We start from the raw sequence: 20,093 nt of genomic DNA, 5'->3' as shown, positions 1-20,093 counted from the left end.
TGGTAGGACTGCCATCCAAACCTTCCCGGCGGCCGCGCATGCGTCTTTCCGTTCGCCTGATGGCCCTGGGAGTCACAGGCCCAATCGTGGGCCTGGGCATCTTTCTGGCCCTTTCCGCCACCACCGTGGTGGAGCTGGCACAGACAGCCAAGCTGGAGCTCACCAGCCTGTTCGATCAGGACAACCGCACCAACCTGCTGCTCGCCACCCGCATCATTCAGAGCGAGTCCGAGGGAATTGCCCAACAACTGGCTCGCGATGCCGATAACCTCAGCAGCCAGATCCGCAACCAGCTCACAGCCAACTCCAGCGGACAACTGTTCTGGCAGGGGCAAGCCCTCGATCCAGCCAAGGGACCGAAGCTGCTGAACGCCACCCTGGCCCAGCCACTCTCCATTCCCACCGAATCCTCCTCGATCTACTACAAGGATCCCCGTGGCATCTGGCGGCGCCTGGCCGGTGTGGACAGCCAGGGGAAGGCTCTCGCCGCCGGCTGGGTGCCTCCTGCCGCGAGCGTGGAAGAAATGCAGGAGATCGTTCAGCTGCCAAGCGGCAGTTTCGCCTCCCGCAACACCATGCTTCATCGCGATGGCTTCTGGCGGATGACACGGCTCATCCCGCTGCAGAGCCCGACACAGCCCCAGCGAATCCTCCTAGCGGTGAGCGTACGCACCGATGCCGCCAACCAGGTGCTGAACAGCAGTGCCCAGCTCTTCCCCTACAAGAACCACCTCGTGGCCTTCTTCGGTTATGACGCCAGGGGGGAGCTCTTCTGTAGTTTTTCCCGACCCGCCGTAGGCACCTGCGAGACCCTGCGCCAGGCGATGCTTCGCAGCGGAGGCATTCCTCACCCCGGAGCCCAGCGGCAGGGCACGCTGAATGAACGCGCCCTCCTAACGCCCAGCACAACTGGCCAGCCGGCCAAGCCCCAACGACTCTTCATCGCCACCTTCCCCTCCTGGAACTGGGTGGCGGTGATTCTGGTGGAGGAGACCCTACTCGATCGCACCCTCCTACCGCTCCGCCAGGCGACGGTCCACATGCTGCAACTGCTCGTGGTGGCCACGGCGCTGTTGCTGGCCGGCTGCGCCACGGCCGCCTGGCGCATCACCAAGGGCATCAAGCAGGAGCTACGGGCCCTGGCCAGCGCCGCCGACAGCATTGCGGCTGGCGACTCGTGCATCCCTCTGACCTACCCGAGCGATGACGCCCTGGGACGGCTTGTCCAGGCCTTCAACCGCATGTCTGGAGCGGTGGCCGACCGAGAGGATTCGTTGAAAGCCCGAATCCGCACCCTGGAAATCGACATCAACGCGCAGACCCTCCATGGCCAGGTGTGCTCGATCACGGCCAACCCCACCTTCAGCGCCCTCAACGAGCGAGCCCGACAAATGCGGGCCCGTCGCAAGGGGCAACTCAACCCAACTTCGCCAGACGACCCGGCAAGCGCAGCCGCTCCAGGGGATTGCCCACCTGCTGAATCAATTGAGGATCATCCTGATAACTGAGACCACTGGCACGGGCCAAGCTGACCAGGGCAATGTTGTAGTCAGCGAGCTGATCGATGTAGACCCCCACCGCCTGGGTGAGGTCTTGCTGGGCTTGCACAACATCGGTAATAGTGCCGTAACCGGCATTGAAACGTAGGGTTTGGAGCCGTAGGGCCTCGGTGGCGGAACGTACTCGGGCCGAGGCCAGCAGCACGGCTTCACGGCCCAGCTGCGATTGGGCGTAATAGGTCTGGACCTCGCGACGCACCTGGTTGACCGCGGACTGCACCTGGGCCTCGGCCGCCCGTGCTTTGCGCAGTGATGCAGCGGCGTTCATGCGGGCCTGGCCGCCGTCAAAACCGGTAAACGTGATCTGAAGAGCAGTGGCGCCATTCCAGAAGTCGGTGCGAGCGTTCTGTACCCAAGGAGGGCCCAAGGCTGTGTAACCCACGCCCTTGGTCCAGTAAAGCGAATTCACCAGGGCAATTGTTGGGCGATACACAGCCAGTTCAATCTGGGCTTGGGCCTCATTAATCTTCACAGCCGTGAGCTGCTGCTCGATCACCTTGCGATAGGCCATCGCCGAACTCAATGTGGCTTCAAGGGGTTGAGTCCAACTTCCAAGAGGCGCCAAGGGGACTGACGGACGCAAAGCCGCAGCGTTCACATCGTTCAGCAGTTCTGCCAAATCTGCCTGGGCCACCTGCGTGTTCTGCTGGGCATTCACCAGGTTCACTTGATCGGTTTTCAGGACGGTCTCCTGCTTCGCCAGCTCCAGGTTCGAGGCCACGCCAAGCTTCACTCGCGACTGAGCCAGCCGATAAAGCAATTGATCATTGGCAACCAGCTGCTGGCCGGTGAGAGTTTTCGCAATCGCCCGCTGCAGGTTGATATACGCCTCTTCTGTGCGCAGCTTGTTATCGCGGCGCGCAATGATATATCCGTCAACTGCCTGGCGTACCAGGTATTTGTTCTGCCAGATCGCAGGAGTACGGGCGGGATCAAAAAGATTCCAGTTGACATCAAACTGGTTCAGGCTCTGGAAGTAGCTGCTGTTGAAGGCCTGCGCGTTTGCATAGGCGCCTGAGGCAGGAGCACCCACCCCCGAGAGGGCGCCGGTGTAGTTGTAGTAAGAGCGCTGGCCATAAAGACCGCCATTCAGGCTGGCATTGATCACGGGCCACCAGGTGGCATAGGCGGCACCGAGGCTGTTCTGGGCAGCCAACAGCTGTTCATAGGTTTGGCGAACAACCGGATTACGGCGATGGGCCAGCTCTACGGCCTTGGTGAGATCCAGATTGCCCAACTGCTCGGCCGCAATCGGGCTCAGGCCGGATGAGGGGAGCGGCTGCGCGGCGGGCCAACCCGCGCCGAGGCTCTCCACGGTTTGGGTGGGCGGCGGAGGTGGTTCGGGCTGACCCGGCCGGGCCTCAGCCACCAACGGAGCAGAACACACCGCCAAGAATCCGCCGACACCAAGGAGAAGGGAAGCGGCCCGGGACGGCACCATGGCGCGAAGGGGAATCAACGGGTTCATCGGGCCTGCGCGATCACGTAGGAGAGCGGCAGGTCCAGGAGTTTGCCGGCCCGGGGCACGTAGGCCCGCTTGTTGAACACGTCGTAGTTGTGCTGCTCGATCACATCGAGGATCCCCCGGTAGAGCCGCAGCGAGGCCCACACGGGCCAGCGGGCATCGGGGGCCAGCCAGCGCACCCCCGCCTCGGAGCGGTTGAACCAGGCCCGGGCCCGCTCCACCTGGAAGCGCATCAGGTCACGCCAGTTGTCGTTGAGCACGCCCGCCAGCAGCTCGGCCTCGCTGTAGCCGAAGCGGGCCAGGTCGTCCTGGGGCAGGTAGATGCGGCCGCGGCCCCGATCCTCGCCCACATCCCGCAGGATGTTGGTGAGCTGGTTGGCGATGCCCAAGGCCACCGCCGCCTCGGAGGTGTCGGGGGCATCGCTCCAGGGGGCGGAGGTGTAGGCGGGATCGAGGCCCATGACCTCCTGGGTCATCAGCCCCACTGTGCCGGCCACCCGGTAGCAATAGAGCTCGAGCTCCTCGAAGCTGGCGTAGCGGTGCTGGCGCAGGTCCATGCGCTGGCCCTCGATCATGTCGAGGTAGGGCTGCAGCGGCTGGGGATAGCGCTCGAGGGTGTCGCGCATCACCAGATCGAGGCCATCGCGCACTTGGCCGTCGAACAGTTCACGGGTGCGCTCTTCCCAGGCATCCAACCGGTCCGCCAGCTCCTGCAGGGGCCGGGCCTGGGCCTCGGTGCTGTCCATCAGCTCATCGGTGCGGCGGCACCACACGTAGATCGCCCAGATGGCCCGGCGCTTGGCCGGGGGCATCAGCAGCGTGCCCAAATAAAAGGTCTTGGCCCACTGGGCCGTTTCCTGCCGGCACTGCTCGTAGGCCTGCTCGAGACTGGGCAGCACGGCAGCACAACTGGGACGCTGGCCATGGTGACAGAGCGCCGACGTCATGCGGCGGCACCCCAGCCATCGCGGCGGGCTCGCATGGCCCGAGCCCGCTCGGCCAGGATGGAGAAGGAGGGATCGGTCACGATCGAGCCCACCTGGCGGGACAGGGCCTGGCGGCTGATCTTGATCTCCAGCTCCTGGATCGTGGCCCGCAGCTCCGTCTCCCGCCGCGACACCGCACCCGACATGCGCTCAAAGGCCGCCAGCAGCGGCGCCAGCTGGGGCTCCTGCCGCACCTCGACCGGCAGGGACCCCACGAAGCGATCGGCCTGCTCCAGTTCGCGGGCCAGGCGCTGCTGGCTGGTCACCAGATTGTTGTAGAGCTGCAGCTCCTGATCCCGCAGGGCTTTCTTCTCCAGGCAGGCGCCGATGCGGGCCCGCAGCAGAGTGGCGTTGAAGGGCTTGGGCAGATAGTCCTCGGCGCCGGCCTCGATGCAGCGCACCACGCTGGAGAGCTCATCGAGGGCGCTAATCATGATCACCGGGATGTGGCGCAGTTGTTCATCGGCCTTGAAGGCCGCCAGGGTGCAGTAGCCATCGAGGTGGGGCATCATCACGTCGAGCAACACCAGATCGAGGGGCTGCTGCCGCGCCTTCTCCAGAGCCTCGAGGCCATCGCTGGCGGTGCTCACCACGTGCCCCTGGCGGCTGAGGCGCTGGGCCAGCAGATCGAGGTTGAGAGCATCGTCGTCGACCGCCAGGATCCGGCCGAGCCGCTCGGGGTGGCGCACCAGCGGCTCAGCCTTGCCGCTGCTGGGGGCCCCGGTGCCCGGAAGATCGGTGGCGACCTCGGCCATAGCCGCGGCCCCGGGCGAGGCATCGATGACTACGCCAAGACCCTCGGCGGTGATCCGGCCACGCACCAGACTCAGCATCGTGGTGGCCGCCTGCTGAATGCGGTGAAGATCGTCCACGAACTGCGGATGCTCCTGGGCCACCTCCTCCTCCAGCAGCTCGCTGTAGCCCAGGATCTGATTGATGGGCGTGCAGAGGTCGTGGCGCAGCTCGGCCAGCGGATCGGACGAGGAGGCAGGAGCCGGTGCCGGGGAATCGCCCATCAACCCTCGAGGCTCACGCCGATGCGGGCCAGCTGGGCCTGCATCTTCTCCAGCAGCCGAGGCAGATCCACGGGCTTGGTGTCGTAGTCGTCGCAGCCGGCCTCCAGGCACTTCACGCGATCGTCCTCCATAGCGTGGGCGGTGAGGCCGATCACGGGGATTGCGGCGGTGGCGGCATCGGCCTTAAGGCGGCAAGTGGCCTCCCAGCCATCGATCACCGGCAGGTTCATGTCCATCAGGATCAGAGCCGGGGCCTCGCTGGCGGCCATCGCCAGTGCCTGCTCGCCATCCACAGCCATCACCACCTCAAAGCCCTTGCGGCCCAGGCGCCGCGACAGCATGTCGCGGTTCATCTCGTTGTCTTCCACGAGCAGCACACGCACCATGTCACCGTCCGCTCCTCATGACCTACCCGCCAGGATCGCATTGATCTGCTCGGCCAGGGTCACGGCATTGAAGGTGCCCTTGGCGATCACTTCGCTGACGCGACCGTGCAGCCGCTGGCGATCCTGAGGGGTGAGCTCCTTGGCGGTGATCACGATCACCGGGATGGCGGCGGCGACCGGGTTGCGACGCAGCTGCTCGAGGAATTCCAGCCCGTCCATCTCCGGCATCATCAGATCGAGAAGGATCAGGGCTGGCCGCACCTGGGCCACCGCCGCCAGCGCCTCGCGGCCATTGGCGACGCAGTCCACCATCCAGCCCTCCCGCTCCAGAACCCGCCGCAACAGCTCCGCATTGGTGGGCTGATCTTCCACCACCAGCAGGTGGGCCGGCCCCTGGCTGGCCCCGGCGCGGATTGTGGCCAGCAGGCTGCCGAGTTCAGCCCGCTGCAGGGGCTTGCTGAGCGAGGCCGCGGCCCCAAGGGCCTGGCCCAGGGCTCGGTTCTCCAGCAGGCTCATCATCACCACCGGGATCTGGGCCAGCTGAGGATCAGCCTTCAAGGCCGACAACACCGACCAGCCATCCATGCCCGGCATCATCACGTCGAGGGTGATGACATCGGGGCGCAGGGCGTGGGCCCTGGCCAGGCCCTCTTCGCCGGCATAGGCCACCTCCACCCGGTAACCCTCACGCACCAAGTAGCGGCGCACCACCTCCACCGTGGCGGGATCGTCGTCGATCACCAGCACTGTGCCCCGCGACGCCACCGGCGGGGCATCCACAGGGGTGGGGGCAGCGGGCTCGGCCGCAGCGGCAGCAACCGAAGGGGCCGGGGCCTCGGGATCTACCACCCGGCGCGGCAGGGTGAGGGTGAACGTGCTGCCCTGGCCAGGGCAGCTGGTCACTGTGATGTCGCCCCCCATCAGGCGGGAGAAGCGGCGGCTGATGGCCAGCCCCAAGCCGGTGCCGCCGTACTTGCGGGTGGTGCTGCTGTCGGCCTGGCTGAAGGTTCCAAACAACTTGCCCATCTGCTCGGGCGTCATGCCGATGCCGGTATCGGCCACCGCTAGGGCGATCGCCTCGATCGGACCGGTGGGGCCTTCCAGGCTGGTGGGCTGCACCGTGAGGGTGATGGTGCCCTGGTCGGTGAACTTGCTGGCGTTACTGAGGAGGTTGAGCAGGCACTGGCGCACCTTGGTGAGATCGGCATGCACCGTGCCGATGTCGAGAGGGCAGTGCAGCACCAGCTGATTGCCATTCTTGGCCAGCAGCGGTTTCGCCGTGGCTAGCACATCCTGAACCGTGACCGACAGATCAAACAACTCCAGGTAGAGCGTCATCTTGCCGGCTTCAATCTTGGAGAGATCGAGCACGTCGTTGATCAGCTCCAACAGATGCTGACCGGCCAACCGAATCTTCTGCAGATCGGACACAAACTCAGCCGACTCGAGCTCTTCAGCCTCCTCAATCAACATCTCGCTGTAGCCAATGATCGCGTTCATCGGCGTGCGCAGCTCATGGCTCATGTTGGCCAGGAAGGTGCTTTTGGCGTTGTTGGCTTCCTCTGCCTCCAGCCGCGCCGCCAGGGCCTGCTCCTCCTGCTCCTCAGCCCGGCAGCGGGCAATCTCGCCGGCAATCAGTGCCCGGGTGAGGTGCTGGCTAACCAGCCAGGAGAGAACCAGCACGGCCACGATCATCACGGCCGTCAGGCCGAGAACCCCCAGCGACAACTTCAGGCTGAGGCGATCGAGATCCGGCAGGTATTTGGCGATGAGGATGCTGGCATTCCAAGGCACAAAACGCCGCCGGGACACCTCATAGCCCTGCTCGCGCCAGAGGGTGCTGCCTGACGTGCGGGAGGCGGCACCATCGAGTAGATCTCGCACCTTCTCCGGCGGCACATCGCTCGACTGGAAATGGCGTATGCCGCGGGAATCCTCGAGGGCCACAAAGCCATTGTCGAGGATATGAGTGTTACGCACGCTGCGGCCGATCTCGTTGAGGGTGGCGATCGGATAGCCGACGTAGAAGGCGCCGATCACCTGGCCGCTGCGATCGCGAATCGGCTGGTAGGCGGCGAAATAGGGGTTGCCGAAGATCAGCGCCACTCCGAGGTAGAGGTGGCCGCGGCGCAGGGCCTTGTAGGGGTCGCCGCTGGCATCGAGATCACTGCCCACCGCCAGGCTGCCGTCGCCGCGCCGCACCGTGGTAGCCAGCCGCACGAAGCGCTCGCCGCTGGTCACAAACACCGTGGCGGTGGCCCCCATCTGCCGTGCCACCTCCGCAACCAGATAGGCCCGCTCGCTCACGGGAGTGGAGCCGAAGCGCAGATCCGGCAGCCGCTGGCCTGTTACCACGACCGGCTGGGGCCCCAGGGAAGGCGGGCCGAGCACGAGGAAGTCAGCCGCCAGCACGCGGGCACCAGCCAGGGCCAAGCGCCTATAGATGGCGTCAGTGATGCGCAGCTGGTTCTCGAGATTATTCGAGACCGTGCTGACTTGGGAGCTGGTGAAGCTATCCACCGCCTCACGCAGGCGCAGCAGGCTGTACACGCCGGAGCCCACCAGTAGGGTGGATATCACGGCAAACCAGGCCAGGGTGACCCGGCGCACCCGAAGCTCAATGGCACTGGCCTTGTGGCCGATGGGACTGCTGCCGGGGTCGCGGCTCATCCAGCCGCGGCTATGGCGGCTAACTGGCCCGCCGCCACAGGAGAGGCCGCCACCGCCTCGGCGCAGAGCTTGCCGCTGAGCACGGCCCCCTCCATCGAGGCCAGGTAGCGCTGCATGGTGTAGCAACCGGCAAGGAAGAAGTTAGGAATCGGGCTGGCCTGGTCGGGACGGAGCTGCTGACAACCGGGCACCGTTTTGTACACCGAAAGCGGCGTCTTCACCACGATCGACTTGCGCAACTGCGCTTGGTTGTCACCGGTGAAATGCATCGGGAACAGACGCTTGAGCTCCTCCATGGTGGCGGCCACGATGTCCTCGTCGCTGCGGCCGATCCAATCCTTGGCGGGGGCAAACACCAACTCCAGCATGGAGCGCTCAGGATCCTCGTATTCCCTACAGGTGTTGCTCATGTCGGCATACACGCTCAGCAGGGGACTACGACTGAACAGCAAGTGGTCAATCTCGGTGAGCTTGCGATCGAACCACAGATGAATATTGATCACTGGCACACCGTTAAGACCATCCAGCTTCTGGAAGTAAGGCATGGCCTTCCAGGGCTCGGGGATCAGCAGCTTGAAGGGATCCACGGGCATGGCACTCACATAGGCATCGGCCTTGAGGGTGTAGCCCTCCTTGCCCTTGATGCCACCAATGCGAAACCCACTCACCCGGCGATCCGCATCCAGTTCGATCTCCCGCAGCGGTGAGTCGAGATGCACTTCACCACCCCTGGCGATGATGTAATCCACGATCGGCTGACAGAGCCGCTCGGGGGGGTTGCCATCAAGGAAGGCCATTTTGGAGCCATCGCTCTCCTGCAGGAAGCGATTCAACGCCGTGAGCACCACCGTACTGGAAATTTCCTCAGGATCAATGAAGTTCAGGGCCTTGGCCATGGCGATGAACACTTCATCGTTCACCCGTTCCGGGATGTTGTGGATACGCAGCCACTCCGTCCATGAATATTGATCGCACTCTTCCACGTACTGCTGACCACGGAGCATGGCCGGAACCAGCCCCAGCCCAAAGGAGATTTTCTCCGACCAGGTGAGCATGTCGTTGTTGCCGAGGATGGCAGCAACACCATTGAAGGGAGCGGGGATATCCGGGAACTCGAAACGGCTGTAGGTGCCAGGCGTTTCCTTCTGGTTGAAGATCATCGAGTGGGATTTCCACTGCAGGCGATCTTCGATATCCAGCTCCTTGAAGAGCTGGCGCATGTTGCGGTAGGCACCGAAAAAGATATGGAGGCCAGTTTCGTACCAGTCCCCGTCCTCGTCCTGCCAGGCGGCCACCTTGCCGCCGAGCACGTCACGGGCCTCCACCACCACCGGAGTGTGACCGGCGTCGCAGAGGTACTTGGCACAGGCAAGACCGGCCAGGCCAGCACCGGCGATAGCGACGCGCATGAACAACCCCGAATCAGAAAGCAACCTTAAGAGGCCCGCTCCCGCCACCGCCTTCTTAAAGTTGGTGAGCGTCGGCCGATGGGATTGCCGCCGCAGTACCCGGGCGCTCCCCCATGGCCGACACCCTGATCAAAGCCACCACCCGCCACATCCGCCTGTTCACGGCGCGTGTGGAGAACGGTCAGCTGCTGGCCGATCCCAGCCAGCTCACCCTGGACATCGACCCCGACAACGAATTCCTCTGGGATCAGGCCTCCCTTGAGAAGGTGCAGCAGCACTTCCGCGACCTGGTAGCCGCCCACGCCGGCGCCGATCTCAGCGACTACAACCTGCGCCGCATTGGATCTGAGCTGGAGGGCACCATCCGCCAGCTGCTCCAGGCCGGCGAGCTGCGTTACAACCCTGACGCTCGGGTGCTCAACTACTCAATGGGCCTACCCCAGAGTCCAGAGGCTGCATGACCCGCTCCCGCTACGGCCGCAGCAACCAACCCGACGACTACCGCGGCTACGGCGACGACGCTTACGGCTACCGGGATGAGCGAGGCGCCCGGCGCCCGCCCTCTCGCAACGGCGGCCAAGGGAGTGGCCCGAGTGGAAGTCAAGGCGGTGGCCCGGGTGGTGGGGGCTTTCAGTTCAATGTGGCCACGATCGCCGTGTTGGCGGGTGTGATGGTGGTGGGCATCGGCATCGGCACCGGCATCTCCAGCACCACCCAGGGGAACCAAGGCAACATCGCCAGCTCTCAGCAGCTGGACATGGCTGTGCCCGATCCGGAGTTCTGCCGCCAGTGGGGAGCCAGCGCCTTCGTGATGGACATCGAGCTATACACCACGATGAACCCCAGCTCCAGCTTCGTGACCCAGCCCTCGCTCAAGCCCGGATGTGTGATCCGCCGGGAAAACTGGAGCGTGCTGCAGAAAGAGGGGGCAGTGACGGCCGAGCAGATGCGCCAGTGCAAGCAGCGCATGAACACCTTCGCTTACATCGGCTCGGTGAAGGACAAGCCGATCGTCCGCTGCGTGTACCAAACCGATATCACCGAGAACAAGTTCGTCACAAAGGGCGTGGCCGACGACACGGTGGGGATCACACCAGAAGCGGACTCCTTCTGAACCTGGCGTACTGACTCCTCTGGGGCTTGGCCGCCGTCTCTAGGCAGTGGTCGAAGCCTCATCAGGACTGGCCACTGCAGCCTGCTGGAGGGGCCGGCGCAGGGGGCTGTCCGGACTGGCAAACACCGGCAGTACCTCCCGCCGGAAGGCATCGGCCGCCCGGGAGCAGTAGCGCGCCGGATGGGTGATCAACTTGAGCTGCCGCCGCACCAAGAGATCAGCGAGGGCAGGGCGATGCAAGCTGCCGGCCGCGAGTTCCCGCTCGATCGACACCACCGGCAGAAAGGCCGCCCCAAGGCCGCTCTGCACGGCATTTTTGATGGCCTCGAAGGAGTTGAGCTCCATCTCAATCTTGAGCCGGGCCACATCCAGGCCGGAGCGGGCCAACAGTTGGTCCACCATCTTGCGGGTGGTGGACTGGGCATCCAGGCACACGAATCCCAGGCGGTAGAGATCGTCCTTGCTGAGTTCAGGCAAGCGGGCGAGGGGGTGCTTGGTGGGCAACACCAAGGCCAGTTCATCACTGGCGTAGGGCACCACCTGGAGCAGCTCATTGAGCTCACCGGGCAGCTCGCCGCCAATGATCGCGAGATCGATCTGGCCATTGGCCACGCTCCAGCCCGTGCGGCGGGTGCTGTGCACCTGCAGCTGCACGGCCACATCCGGATACTTCTGCCGGAACAGGCCAATCATCCGCGGCATCAGGTAGGTGCCGGTGGTCTGACTGGCTCCCACGATCAGTGAGCCGCCCCGAAGATTGTGCAGATCGTCGAGAGCGCGGCAGGCCTCCTGGCACTGGCTCAGGATCCGATCGCAATAGCTGAGCAGCAGGTGTCCAGCCTCCGTGAGCTGGGCCTTACGGCCGCCACGATCGAACAGGGACACATCCAACTGCTTCTCCAGGTTCTGGATCTGCAGGCTCACCGCCGGCTGCGTCACATACAGGCTGTCGGCAGCTTTCTTGAAGCTGCCTTCACTGGCGATGGCCCGCAGGATGCGCAGCTGGTCGAGGGTGAACGGCAGGTCGGCCATGGGGGTTCCCGAGGGCGCTCGCCGGCTGGGGCTCTGAACTGTAGGGGGAACCCACAGGCGAAGCCTCGGGGCAGAGGCCGTTTCGCCACAATCGAGCTCCTTGCGCCTTGGCATGCCCGTTCCAGACCCTCACCACAGCAGCTGGGTGATGCTCGGCCTGCTGCTGGCCTTCGCCGTGATCCACAGCGGAGGGGCCTCGCTGCGCGCCTGGGGGGCGACGCGCATCGGCGAACGGGCGTGGCGGCTGCTGTTCGCCGCCGTGAGCATTCCCTCGGCCGTGGTGGTGATCGGCTACTTCCTGGCCCATCGCTACGACGGCATCCGGCTCTGGAACCTGCAGGACCAGCCTTGGATCGTGCCGATGGTGTGGACCGGCACGGCCATCAGCTTTCTGTTTCTCTACCCAGCCACCTACAACCTGCTGGAGATCCCGGCTGTGCTGAAACCCCAGGTGCGGCTGTACGCCACGGGGATCATCCGCATCAGCCGCCACCCCCAGGCCGTTGGCCAAATCCTCTGGTGCGCCACCCACCTCCTCTGGATCGGCAGCAGCTTCATGGTGGCCACCTGCATCGGCCTCATTGCCCACCACCTGTTTGCGGTGTGGAACGGCGACCGGCGCCTTGCCCATCGCTTCGGCGCCGCGTTTGAGGAGCTGCGGGCGAGCACCTCGGTGCTGCCCTTCCAAGCCGTGCTGGATGGACGCCAGACCCTGGTGCTGAGCGAATTCCTGCGGCCAGCGCAACTAGGCATTGCGATTGCCGTGGGGGTGTTCTGGTGGGCCCACCGCTTCATCGGCGCGGGTGCCACCGCCTTTGCCCGCACGGGCCTGGCCCACTGGCTGGGCTGATCCACAGCTGATCACCCTCCGACAAAGCCTCACGGCGGTCTGCCTACACTCAATCCGACTGCCCCAGCGCCGGATGCCCTCGCCCGCCGAACTCGCCTGGCTGATTCCAGTGCTTCCCTTGGCGGGGGCGTGCCTGGTGGGCCTGGGGCTGATCAGCTTCAACCGCACCATCAACCGCCTGCGCAAGCCGGTGGCCCTGCTGTTGATCAGCTGCGTGGGCGCCGCGGCGGTGCTGAGCTATGCCGTACTGGCACAGCAGCTGGCTGGGGCAGGCGCCACCGAAGTGCTGTTCAACTGGGCCAGCGCCGGCACCTTCAATCTCCAGATGGGCTTCCGCGTGGATGCCCTCGGCGCCGTGATGCTGGCGCTGGTGACCACCATCGCCGTGCTGGTGATGGTGTATTCGGACGGCTACATGGCCCATGACAAGGGCTATGTGCGTTTCTTCACCTATCTCGCCCTATTCAGCAGCTCGATGCTTGGGCTGATCATCAGCCCGAACCTGCTGGAGATCTATGTGTTCTGGGAGCTGGTGGGCATGTGCTCCTACCTGCTCGTGGGCTTCTGGTACGACCGCGACGGCGCCGCCAATGCTGCCCAGAAGGCCTTTGTGGTGAACCGCGTGGGCGACTTCGGCCTGCTGCTGGGGATCCTTGGCCTGTTCTGGGCCACGGGCAGCTTTGGGTTTGAGGAGATCGGCAGCCGGCTGCAGGAGGCCGTGGCCGGCGGCAGCCTCTCCAACGCCGCGGCCATCCTGCTGTGCTTACTGGTGTTCATGGGCCCCATGGCCAAATCGGCCCAGTTCCCCCTGCACGTTTGGCTGCCCGATGCCATGGAGGGCCCCACGCCCATCTCCGCCCTGATCCACGCCGCCACGATGGTGGCCGCAGGCGTGTTCCTAGTGGCACGGTTGCAGCCGGTTTATGTGCCATTCCCGCAGGTTCAGGTGGTGATTGCCGTGGTGGGCACCATCACCCTGTTCTTGGGTGCATCCATCGCCCTCACCCAGATGGACCTCAAGAAGGGACTGGCCTACAGCACCGTGTCCCAACTGGGTTACATGATGCTGGCCATGGGCTGCGGCGCCCCGGTGGCTGGCATGTTCCACCTGGTGACCCATGCCTTCTTCAAGGCGATGCTGTTCCTCTGCTCGGGCTCGGTGATCCACGCCATGGAAGACGTGGTGGGCCACGAGCCGGTACTGGCCCAGGACATGCGCCTGATGGGCGGCCTGCGCAAGTTCATGCCGATCACCAGCACCACCTTCTTCATCGGCTGCCTGGCCATCAGTGGAATTCCCCCCCTGGCGGGCTTCTGGAGCAAGGACGAGATCCTTGGCCAGGCCTTTGGCAGCTTCCCACTGCTCTGGGCGGCTGGCTTCATCACCGCCGGCATGACCGCCTTCTACATGTTCCGGCTCTACTTCCTCACCTTTGAAGGCAGTTTCCGGGGCACCGACAAAACCGTGCAGGCCCAGTTATTGGCTGCCGCGGGCAAGGGCGCGGCCGAGGACCATGGCGACGACCATGGCCACAGCCACGCCGACCACCCGCACGAATCCGGCTGGCAGATGGCCATGCCCCTGGCGGTGCTCGCGGTGCCTTCCGTGCTGATCGGCTTGTTGGGAACCCCGTGGAACAGCCGCTTTGCACGGCTCCTCAACCCCGAGGAGGCTGCCCACATGGCCCAGCACTTCAGCTGGGGCGAGTTCCTGCCTCTAGCCGGCGCCTCCGTGGCTGTTTCCTTGGTGGGGATCAGCGTGTCCGTGCTGGCCTACGCCCTGCACAAGATCGATCTCGGCACCGCCGTTGCCGCTCGCTTCCCTGCCTTGGACGCCTTCCTGGCCAACAAGTGGTATCTCGATGCCATCAACGACAAGCTGTTTGTGCAAGGCAGCCGCAAGCTGGCCCGCCAGGTGCTGGAGGTGGACTCCAAGGTGGTGGATGGCGTTGTGAACCTCACCGGCCTGGTGACCCTGGGCAGTGGCGAGGGCCTCAAATACCTGGAAACCGGCCGGGCTCAGTTCTATGCCCTGATCGTGTTCGGCGGCGTGATTGCCCTGGTGGTGCTGTTCGGCGCCCTGGGCTGACGCCCAGTGGTGGTGGTGGCCTGTTCCCTACAGCGAGCGTTGTTCACAGGTGAGCGAACGCCGCTTCCGAGATAGCCCACAACAACCACCCCTCCAGGCAGGCCGCCAAGCCCTTAGAGGCGGGTGGCCAGCTGCCCTGCCGACGGCCCGCACCCTCTCCCCCAGCTCACCCACGCCGCCGCATCGACCCAGAGGGCACAACGCTCTGTGTGACATCCGCCACGAGCAGATTCAGTTCTGATCAGGATTTCTAAACTCCGGCCAGACCCTTGAGCCTGCCTGTGGCATTGGACTTCGCGGTAACCCAGGGCGTAACGCTGGCCCAGAGCAGCAGCACGGCGTTCCCCTGGCTGAGCGCCTCGATCCTGTTTCCGATCGCAGCCGCGCTCTGCATCCCGTTCGTACCCGACAAGGGTGATGGCAAGCAGGTGCGCTGGTTTGCCCTGGGCGTGGCCCTGATCACCTTCCTGATCACGGTGGGGGGCTATCTCAATGGCTACGACCCCTCCGTGGAGGGGCTACAGATGGTGGAGCGCTGGCAATGGCTGCCAGACCTGGGCCTGGCCTGGTCGGTGGGGGCTGACGGCATCTCGATGCCCCTGATCCTGCTCACCAGCTTCATCACGGCCCTGGCCGCCCTCGCCGCTTGGCCGGTGACCTTCAAGCCGAAGCTCTTCTATTTCCTGCTGCTGGCCATGGATGGCGGCCAGATCGCCGTGTTCGCTGTGCAGGACATGCTCCTGTTCTTCCTGGCCTGGGAGTTGGAACTGCTACCGGTGTATTTGCTGCTGGCCATCTGGGGCGGCAAGAAGCGCCAGTACGCCGCCACCAAGTTCATCCTGTACACGGCAGGCAGTTCCCTGTTCATCCTGATTGTGGGCCTGGCTATGGCCTTCCACGGCGGTGGGGCGCCCACCTTCGAATACACGGCCCTGATGGCCAAGGACTTCTCCACGAAGTTCCAACTCTTCGCCTACGCCGGCCTGCTGATCGCCTTCGGCGTGAAGCTACCGATCGTGCCGCTGCACACCTGGCTTCCCGATGCCCACGGCGAGGCCACGGCACCAGTGCACATGCTGCTGGCCGGCATCCTGTTGAAGATGGGCGGCTACGCCCTGCTGCGCTTCAACGTGCAGCTGCTGCCCGAAGGCCATGCCCAGTTCGCACCGCTGCTGGTGGTGTTGGGGGTGGTGAACATCATCTACGCCGCCCTCACCTCATTTGCCCAGCGCAACCTGAAGCGCAAGATCGCCTACAGCTCGATCAGTCACATGGGCTTTGTGCTGATCGGTATCGGCAGCTTTAGTGACTTGGGCACTAGCGGAGCGATGTTGCAAATGATCAGCCACGGCCTGATCGGTGCTTCTCTGTTCTTCCTGGTGGGTGCCACGTACGACCGCACCCACACCCTGCAGCTCGATGAGATGGGCGGGGTGGGCCAGAAGATGCGCAAGATGTTTGCCCTCTGGACCATCTGCTCCCTGGCCTCCCTGGCTCTACCAGGGATGAGCGGATTCGTGTCCGAACTGATGGTCTTCGTGGGCTTTTCCACCAGTGAGGCCTACTCCCTCAGCTTCCGCATCGTGATGGCCGTGCTGGCGGCCATCGGGGTGATCCTCACGCCGGTGTACCTCCTCTCGATGCTGCGGGAGATCTTCTTCGGCAAGGAAAATGTCGAGCTGGCCTCCCACACCCATCTGGTGGATGCCGAGCCCCGCGAGATCTACGTGATCAGCTGCCTGCTGGTGCCGATCATCGGCATCGGCCTCTACCCCCGGATCATGACCGACAGCTACCGGGCCTCCATTGAGGCCCTGGTTCAGCGGGAGAACAACGCCATGGCCAAGGTGATTCACCCTCCAGCCAACGCCCTGATCCGCCGCTCCCCCATGGCCGAGCTGCTGCCGCCGGCCTTGCTGCAGGCCCCGGCCCTGGGCTGAGCTCCAGCCTCTGGAGCGCCGGGGTCACAAACATCTGCAGCCCGTTGCGGCCCCGTGCAGAAGACCAGCTCTGTCCTTACGCTCTGAAGCGAAGCCAATGCGGCCCTGAGCCATGAAGCAGCTCAACTTCCTGCTGATCTTCAGCTTCGGTCTGGCGACCGTGATGTTCACCCTGGAAAACACCGCCGCCACAACGGTTCGGTTTCTGCCAGGGGTGAGTTTCACCCTGCCCCTGGCGGCATTGCTGCTGGTGGTGGGGGGCGTGGGCGCCACCGCCGCCTGGGTGTTCGCGGTGTGGACTGGTGTGGTGAAGCGGGTGGAGAGCCAAGTGGATCCCACCGCCATGGAGGCCCAACAGGTGCGGATCCGCGAACTGGAGGACGACCTCCAGCGCTACCGCGCCACGGTTGATGCCCAACTGGGCCTGCTGCCCGCCGCGGGGGAGAGCTCCTCCAAGGCTGCTGACGTGGTCTGAAGCACCAGGGGCCGCCCCTGGCTTTGTCAGCCCAGAGCCGGTACGTTCGATTGAGTACGCGCAGACCAGTGGCCGAAGGGGGTGCAAGGCTCGCTATCCGGCTGCTGCAGGATGCGGCGGAGCGAGGGGATCTCGATCCCTGGGATGTGGACGTGATTGCCGTGGTGGACGGCTTTCTCGACCAACTGCGCCAGCGCATTGAAGTGCCAAAGCTGGTGGCGGCCATGCACCGCCAATCTGGCGGGAGCTACGAGCAGGACCTGGCCGAAACCAGCGAGGCCTTCCTGGCCGCTTCGGTGCTGGTGAGCCTCAAAGCCGAGGTGCTGGAAGCACAGACCTTCCCGCCCGAACCACTGCTGGAGGAGGACTGCAGCTTCGATTTCGATGCCGAGGGCCAGGGCTGGCTGCTCAGCCCTGGCGTGGAATTACCTCGCCGACCAGAGCGGCATCTCCTGCGCCGTCCCGTGGCCCCGCCCCCCCTGCAGCGCCCCGTGACGCTTGGGGAGCTGATTCGTCAACTCGAAGACATCGTCGAGCGGCTGGAGCAGGAGGAGGGCAAAACCCGCCAACGCCAGCGCAGCAAACGCTTCAGCGACCGCGCCGTGATCGAACAGGTGGCGGCCTTGGCCCACCGCGAGAAGCTGCCAGAAACCACCGCTGCCCTCAGCCAGTTCCTGCTGCAGTGGTCCCAATCGCTGGAGTGGACGGGTTTTGACGACCTGGTGGAGGCCTGGACCCAGGTGGCCCCACCTGATCTCGACTGCGATCGGGTGGGGGTGTTCTGGGCGCTGCTGTTTCTCTGCTCCCAGGGGAAGGTGGAGTTGGAGCAGCAGGGCGGACTGTTCGCGCCGCTCCAGCTCAAACGCCTGCTCAATGGCAACGACAGCGTGCAGCTACCACTGCCCCCCGAGCTGGGGTCAGCTCGGGGGCCGTCTCGAGAAGCTCTGGCCGCCTGATGCCATTGCCTAGGGTGGCCCAACTCACCGAAGGCAGACAGCGCCGATGAAGGCGATGATCCTGGCGGCCGGCAAGGGGACCCGTGTGCGGCCGATCACCCACACAACCCCCAAGCCGATGATCCCCATCCTGCAGAAACCCGTGATGGAGTTTCTCCTTGAGCTGCTGCGGGAGCACGGGTTCACCGAGGTCATGGTGAACGTGTCCCACTTGGCCGAGGAGATCGAAAACTATTTCCGCGATGGTCAGCGGTTCGGCGTGGAAATCGCCTACAGCTTCGAGGGCCGCATCGAGGATGGCCAGCTGATTGGTGATGCCATCGGCTCCGCCGGCGGCCTGAAGAAGATCCAGACCTTCCAACCATTCTTCGACGACACCTTTGTGGTGCTCTGCGGCGATGCACTGATCGATCTGGATCTCAGCGAGGCTGTGCGCCGCCACAAGGCCAAGGGGGCCATGGCGAGCCTGATCACCAAGCGGGTGCCCAAGGAGCAGGTGAGCAGCTACGGCGTGGTGGTGACGGATGAGGATGGGCGCGTGCGCTCCTTCCAGGAGAAGCCGGCGGTGGATGAAGCCGCCAGCGACATGATCAACACCGGCATCTACATCTTCGAACCTGAAGTCCTCGATTACATCCCGGCGGGCGTTCCCTTTGACATCGGCTCCGATCTGTTTCCCCGGCTAGTGGCCGATGGAGCACCGTTCTACGCCCTACCGATGGAATTCGAGTGGGTGGACATCGGCAAGGTGCCGGACTACTGGCAGGCCATCCGCAGCGTGCTGCAGGGACAGGTGCGTCAAGTTCAGATCCCCGGCAAGGAAGTGCGACCCGGCATTTTCACGGGCCTGAACGTGTCGGCCAACTGGGACAAGATCAACGTACAGGGCCCCATCTACGTGGGCGGCATGACCAAGATCGAGGACGGCGCCACCATCATCGGGCCGGCCATGATCGGTCCCAGCTGCCAAATCTGCGAGGGTGCCACGATCGACAACTCGATCATCTTCGACTACTCCCGCATCGGCCCAGGTGTGAGGCTCGTGGAGAAGCTGGTGTACGGCCGCTACTGCGTGGATCGCAACGGCGACCACTTCGACCTGCAAGAAGCCGCCCTCGATTGGCTGATCACCGACTCTCGGCGCCAAGACCACGTGGCTCCTTCCCCCCAGCAGAAGGCCATGGCCGATCTGCTGGGCACCGACCTGGCCATCAGCACCGCGAGCTGATCCCCGCCCGCTCCAGGATGAGAGGAATGCGTTCCTCGGCCTTCACCGCCATCAGGTGCACCCCCTGAGCGATGCCGGCATAGGCGGCCACCTGCTCAGCAGCGATACTGATGCCCTCGTCGGCAGGATCCGAGGAGGCGGCCAGCCGATCGATGATCGCCTGGGGAATGCAGGCACCGGGTACCACCCGGTTGATGAACATCGCGTTCCTGGCGGACTTGAGGAGGAACACCCCCGCCAGCACCGGCAGTCCCAGAGGGCCCGCGAGCTCGCCCACGAACCGCTTGAGTCGCTCGGAATCCATCACCATCTGCGTCTGCAAGAAGCGGGCACCAGCGGCCTGCTTGCGACGAATCCGCGACTGCAAGCCGCTCCAGCTGGGGCACTGGGGATCGGCGGCAGCCCCGGCAAACAGGGCGGTTGGCCCATCCGGTAAGAGCCCCTCCACCGGATCGATGCCCTGGTTGAAGGCCTGCACCTGCTGCAACAGCCGCACCGATTCCAGCTCATTCACCGGCCGCGCCGCGGGCTGATCGCCCGCCCGCACAGGATCGCCCGTGAGGCACAGCAGGTTGGGAATACCGAGGGCATGGGCCCCGAGCAGATCGGCCTGCAGGCCGATGCGGTTGCGATCCCGGCAGGCCAACTGCAGCACCGGTTCAATGCCCGCCTCCAACAACAGACGGCACACCGCCAGGCTGCTCATCCGCATCACGGCCCGGCTGCCATCGGTGACATTCACAGCATGCACCAACCCCGCCAGTTGGCGGGCGTGGTTGAGGGTGCAGCTGCAATCGCCACCACGGGGTGGCATCACCTCGGCTGTGATCGCGAAGGACCCGATCTCCAGTGCCTGCTGCAGCCGCAAAACGCCCGTACCAATTGGGCCCATCATCGGCCACAGGGTTTTCCAGCGGG

Annotated in this window: 17 protein-coding genes; 9 read left to right on the top strand and 8 right to left on the bottom strand. The window is 64.6% G+C overall.

Annotation, left to right across the window (positions count from 1 at the left end; genetic code table 11):
* Positions 1 to 38: 38 nt before the first annotated feature.
* Positions 39 to 1,508, top strand: a complete 1,470-nt coding sequence (locus KBZ14_RS05835) for a HAMP domain-containing protein (protein ID WP_255117363.1) — start codon at positions 39 to 41, stop codon at positions 1,506 to 1,508.
* Here the strand turns inward: KBZ14_RS05835 and KBZ14_RS05830 are convergent.
* The 6 genes from KBZ14_RS05830 to pds all read right to left on the bottom strand — a co-directional run bounded on the left by KBZ14_RS05830 (position 1,417) and on the right by pds (position 9,491).
* Entirely contained in the window at positions 1,417 to 2,928 is a 1,512-nt protein-coding gene (locus KBZ14_RS05830) for a TolC family protein (RefSeq protein ID WP_255117362.1), read from the bottom strand. The two genes, KBZ14_RS05835 and KBZ14_RS05830, sit on opposite strands and share 92 nt — an antisense overlap.
* Positions 2,929 to 3,023: 95 nt before the next feature.
* Entirely contained in the window at positions 3,024 to 3,971 is a 948-nt protein-coding gene (locus KBZ14_RS05825; RefSeq protein ID WP_255117361.1) for a phytoene synthase, read from the bottom strand.
* Positions 3,968 to 5,026 (bottom strand): response regulator, encoded by a 1,059-nt coding sequence (locus KBZ14_RS05820; protein ID WP_255117360.1) that lies wholly within the window; start codon positions 5,024 to 5,026, stop codon positions 3,968 to 3,970. The genes KBZ14_RS05825 and KBZ14_RS05820 overlap by 4 nt, the downstream gene beginning before the upstream one ends.
* Positions 5,026 to 5,412, bottom strand: a complete 387-nt coding sequence (locus KBZ14_RS05815; RefSeq protein WP_255117359.1) for a response regulator — start codon at positions 5,410 to 5,412, stop codon at positions 5,026 to 5,028. The genes KBZ14_RS05820 and KBZ14_RS05815 overlap by 1 nt, the downstream gene beginning before the upstream one ends.
* Positions 5,413 to 5,427: 15 nt before the next feature.
* Positions 5,428 to 8,082: a response regulator gene (locus KBZ14_RS05810; protein ID WP_255117358.1), complete on the bottom strand. Its 2,655-nt coding sequence runs from the start codon at positions 8,080 to 8,082 to the stop codon at positions 5,428 to 5,430.
* Positions 8,079 to 9,491: a 15-cis-phytoene desaturase gene (gene pds, locus KBZ14_RS05805; protein WP_255117357.1), complete on the bottom strand. Its 1,413-nt coding sequence runs from the start codon at positions 9,489 to 9,491 to the stop codon at positions 8,079 to 8,081. Before pds ends, KBZ14_RS05810 begins: the two co-directional genes overlap by 4 nt.
* Before the next feature lie 113 nt (positions 9,492 to 9,604).
* On the opposite strand from pds, the gene ndhM reads away from it, so the two are divergent.
* Complete coding sequence (gene ndhM / locus KBZ14_RS05800) at positions 9,605 to 9,952, top strand: NAD(P)H-quinone oxidoreductase subunit M (RefSeq protein WP_255117356.1); 348 nt, start codon at positions 9,605 to 9,607, stop codon at positions 9,950 to 9,952.
* Positions 9,949 to 10,605, top strand: a complete 657-nt coding sequence (locus tag KBZ14_RS05795; RefSeq protein WP_255117355.1) for a DUF3172 domain-containing protein — start codon at positions 9,949 to 9,951, stop codon at positions 10,603 to 10,605. Before ndhM ends, KBZ14_RS05795 begins: the two co-directional genes overlap by 4 nt.
* A gap of 39 nt (positions 10,606 to 10,644) precedes the next feature.
* Here the strand turns inward: KBZ14_RS05795 and KBZ14_RS05790 are convergent, their stop codons facing one another.
* Complete coding sequence (locus KBZ14_RS05790; RefSeq protein WP_255117354.1) at positions 10,645 to 11,637, bottom strand: LysR family transcriptional regulator; 993 nt, start codon at positions 11,635 to 11,637, stop codon at positions 10,645 to 10,647.
* 112 nt (positions 11,638 to 11,749) lie between these two features.
* Between KBZ14_RS05790 and KBZ14_RS05785 the strand changes: the two genes are divergently transcribed.
* From KBZ14_RS05785 to KBZ14_RS05760, 6 genes are all read left to right on the top strand, one after another.
* Positions 11,750 to 12,487 carry an NnrU family protein gene (locus KBZ14_RS05785; protein WP_255117353.1) on the top strand — a complete coding sequence of 246 codons (738 nt, stop codon included), beginning with the start codon at positions 11,750 to 11,752 and terminating at the stop codon, positions 12,485 to 12,487.
* A 73-nt stretch (positions 12,488 to 12,560) separates the two neighbouring features.
* Positions 12,561 to 14,576 carry an NAD(P)H-quinone oxidoreductase subunit 5 gene (locus KBZ14_RS05780; RefSeq protein WP_255117352.1) on the top strand — a complete coding sequence of 672 codons (2,016 nt, stop codon included), beginning with the start codon at positions 12,561 to 12,563 and terminating at the stop codon, positions 14,574 to 14,576.
* 281 nt (positions 14,577 to 14,857) lie between these two features.
* Positions 14,858 to 16,516 (top strand): NAD(P)H-quinone oxidoreductase subunit 4, encoded by a 1,659-nt coding sequence (locus tag KBZ14_RS05775; protein WP_399210526.1) that lies wholly within the window; start codon positions 14,858 to 14,860, stop codon positions 16,514 to 16,516.
* Between the two features lie 112 nt (positions 16,517 to 16,628).
* Positions 16,629 to 16,991 carry a lipopolysaccharide assembly protein LapA domain-containing protein gene (locus tag KBZ14_RS05770; RefSeq protein WP_255117351.1) on the top strand — a complete coding sequence of 121 codons (363 nt, stop codon included), beginning with the start codon at positions 16,629 to 16,631 and terminating at the stop codon, positions 16,989 to 16,991.
* A 68-nt stretch (positions 16,992 to 17,059) separates the two neighbouring features.
* Complete coding sequence (locus KBZ14_RS05765) at positions 17,060 to 17,947, top strand: segregation/condensation protein A (protein ID WP_255117407.1); 888 nt, start codon at positions 17,060 to 17,062, stop codon at positions 17,945 to 17,947.
* Between the two features lie 46 nt (positions 17,948 to 17,993).
* On the top strand, positions 17,994 to 19,175 hold the full coding sequence (locus KBZ14_RS05760) for a nucleotidyltransferase family protein (RefSeq protein WP_255117350.1): 1,182 nt from the start codon (positions 17,994 to 17,996) through the stop codon (positions 19,173 to 19,175).
* On the opposite strand, the gene KBZ14_RS05755 is transcribed toward KBZ14_RS05760, so the two are convergent.
* Positions 19,159 to 20,067, bottom strand: coding sequence for a methylenetetrahydrofolate reductase (locus KBZ14_RS05755; protein WP_255117349.1), 909 nt, complete (start codon positions 20,065 to 20,067; stop codon positions 19,159 to 19,161). The two genes, KBZ14_RS05760 and KBZ14_RS05755, sit on opposite strands and share 17 nt — an antisense overlap.
* Positions 20,068 to 20,093 lie beyond the last annotated feature (26 nt).

This window comes from Synechococcus sp. HJ21-Hayes, from assembly GCF_024345835.1.
Taxonomy (GTDB): Bacteria; Cyanobacteriota; Cyanobacteriia; order PCC-6307; family Cyanobiaceae; genus Vulcanococcus.
This window is presented reverse-complemented; position numbering and strand designations above follow the sequence as displayed.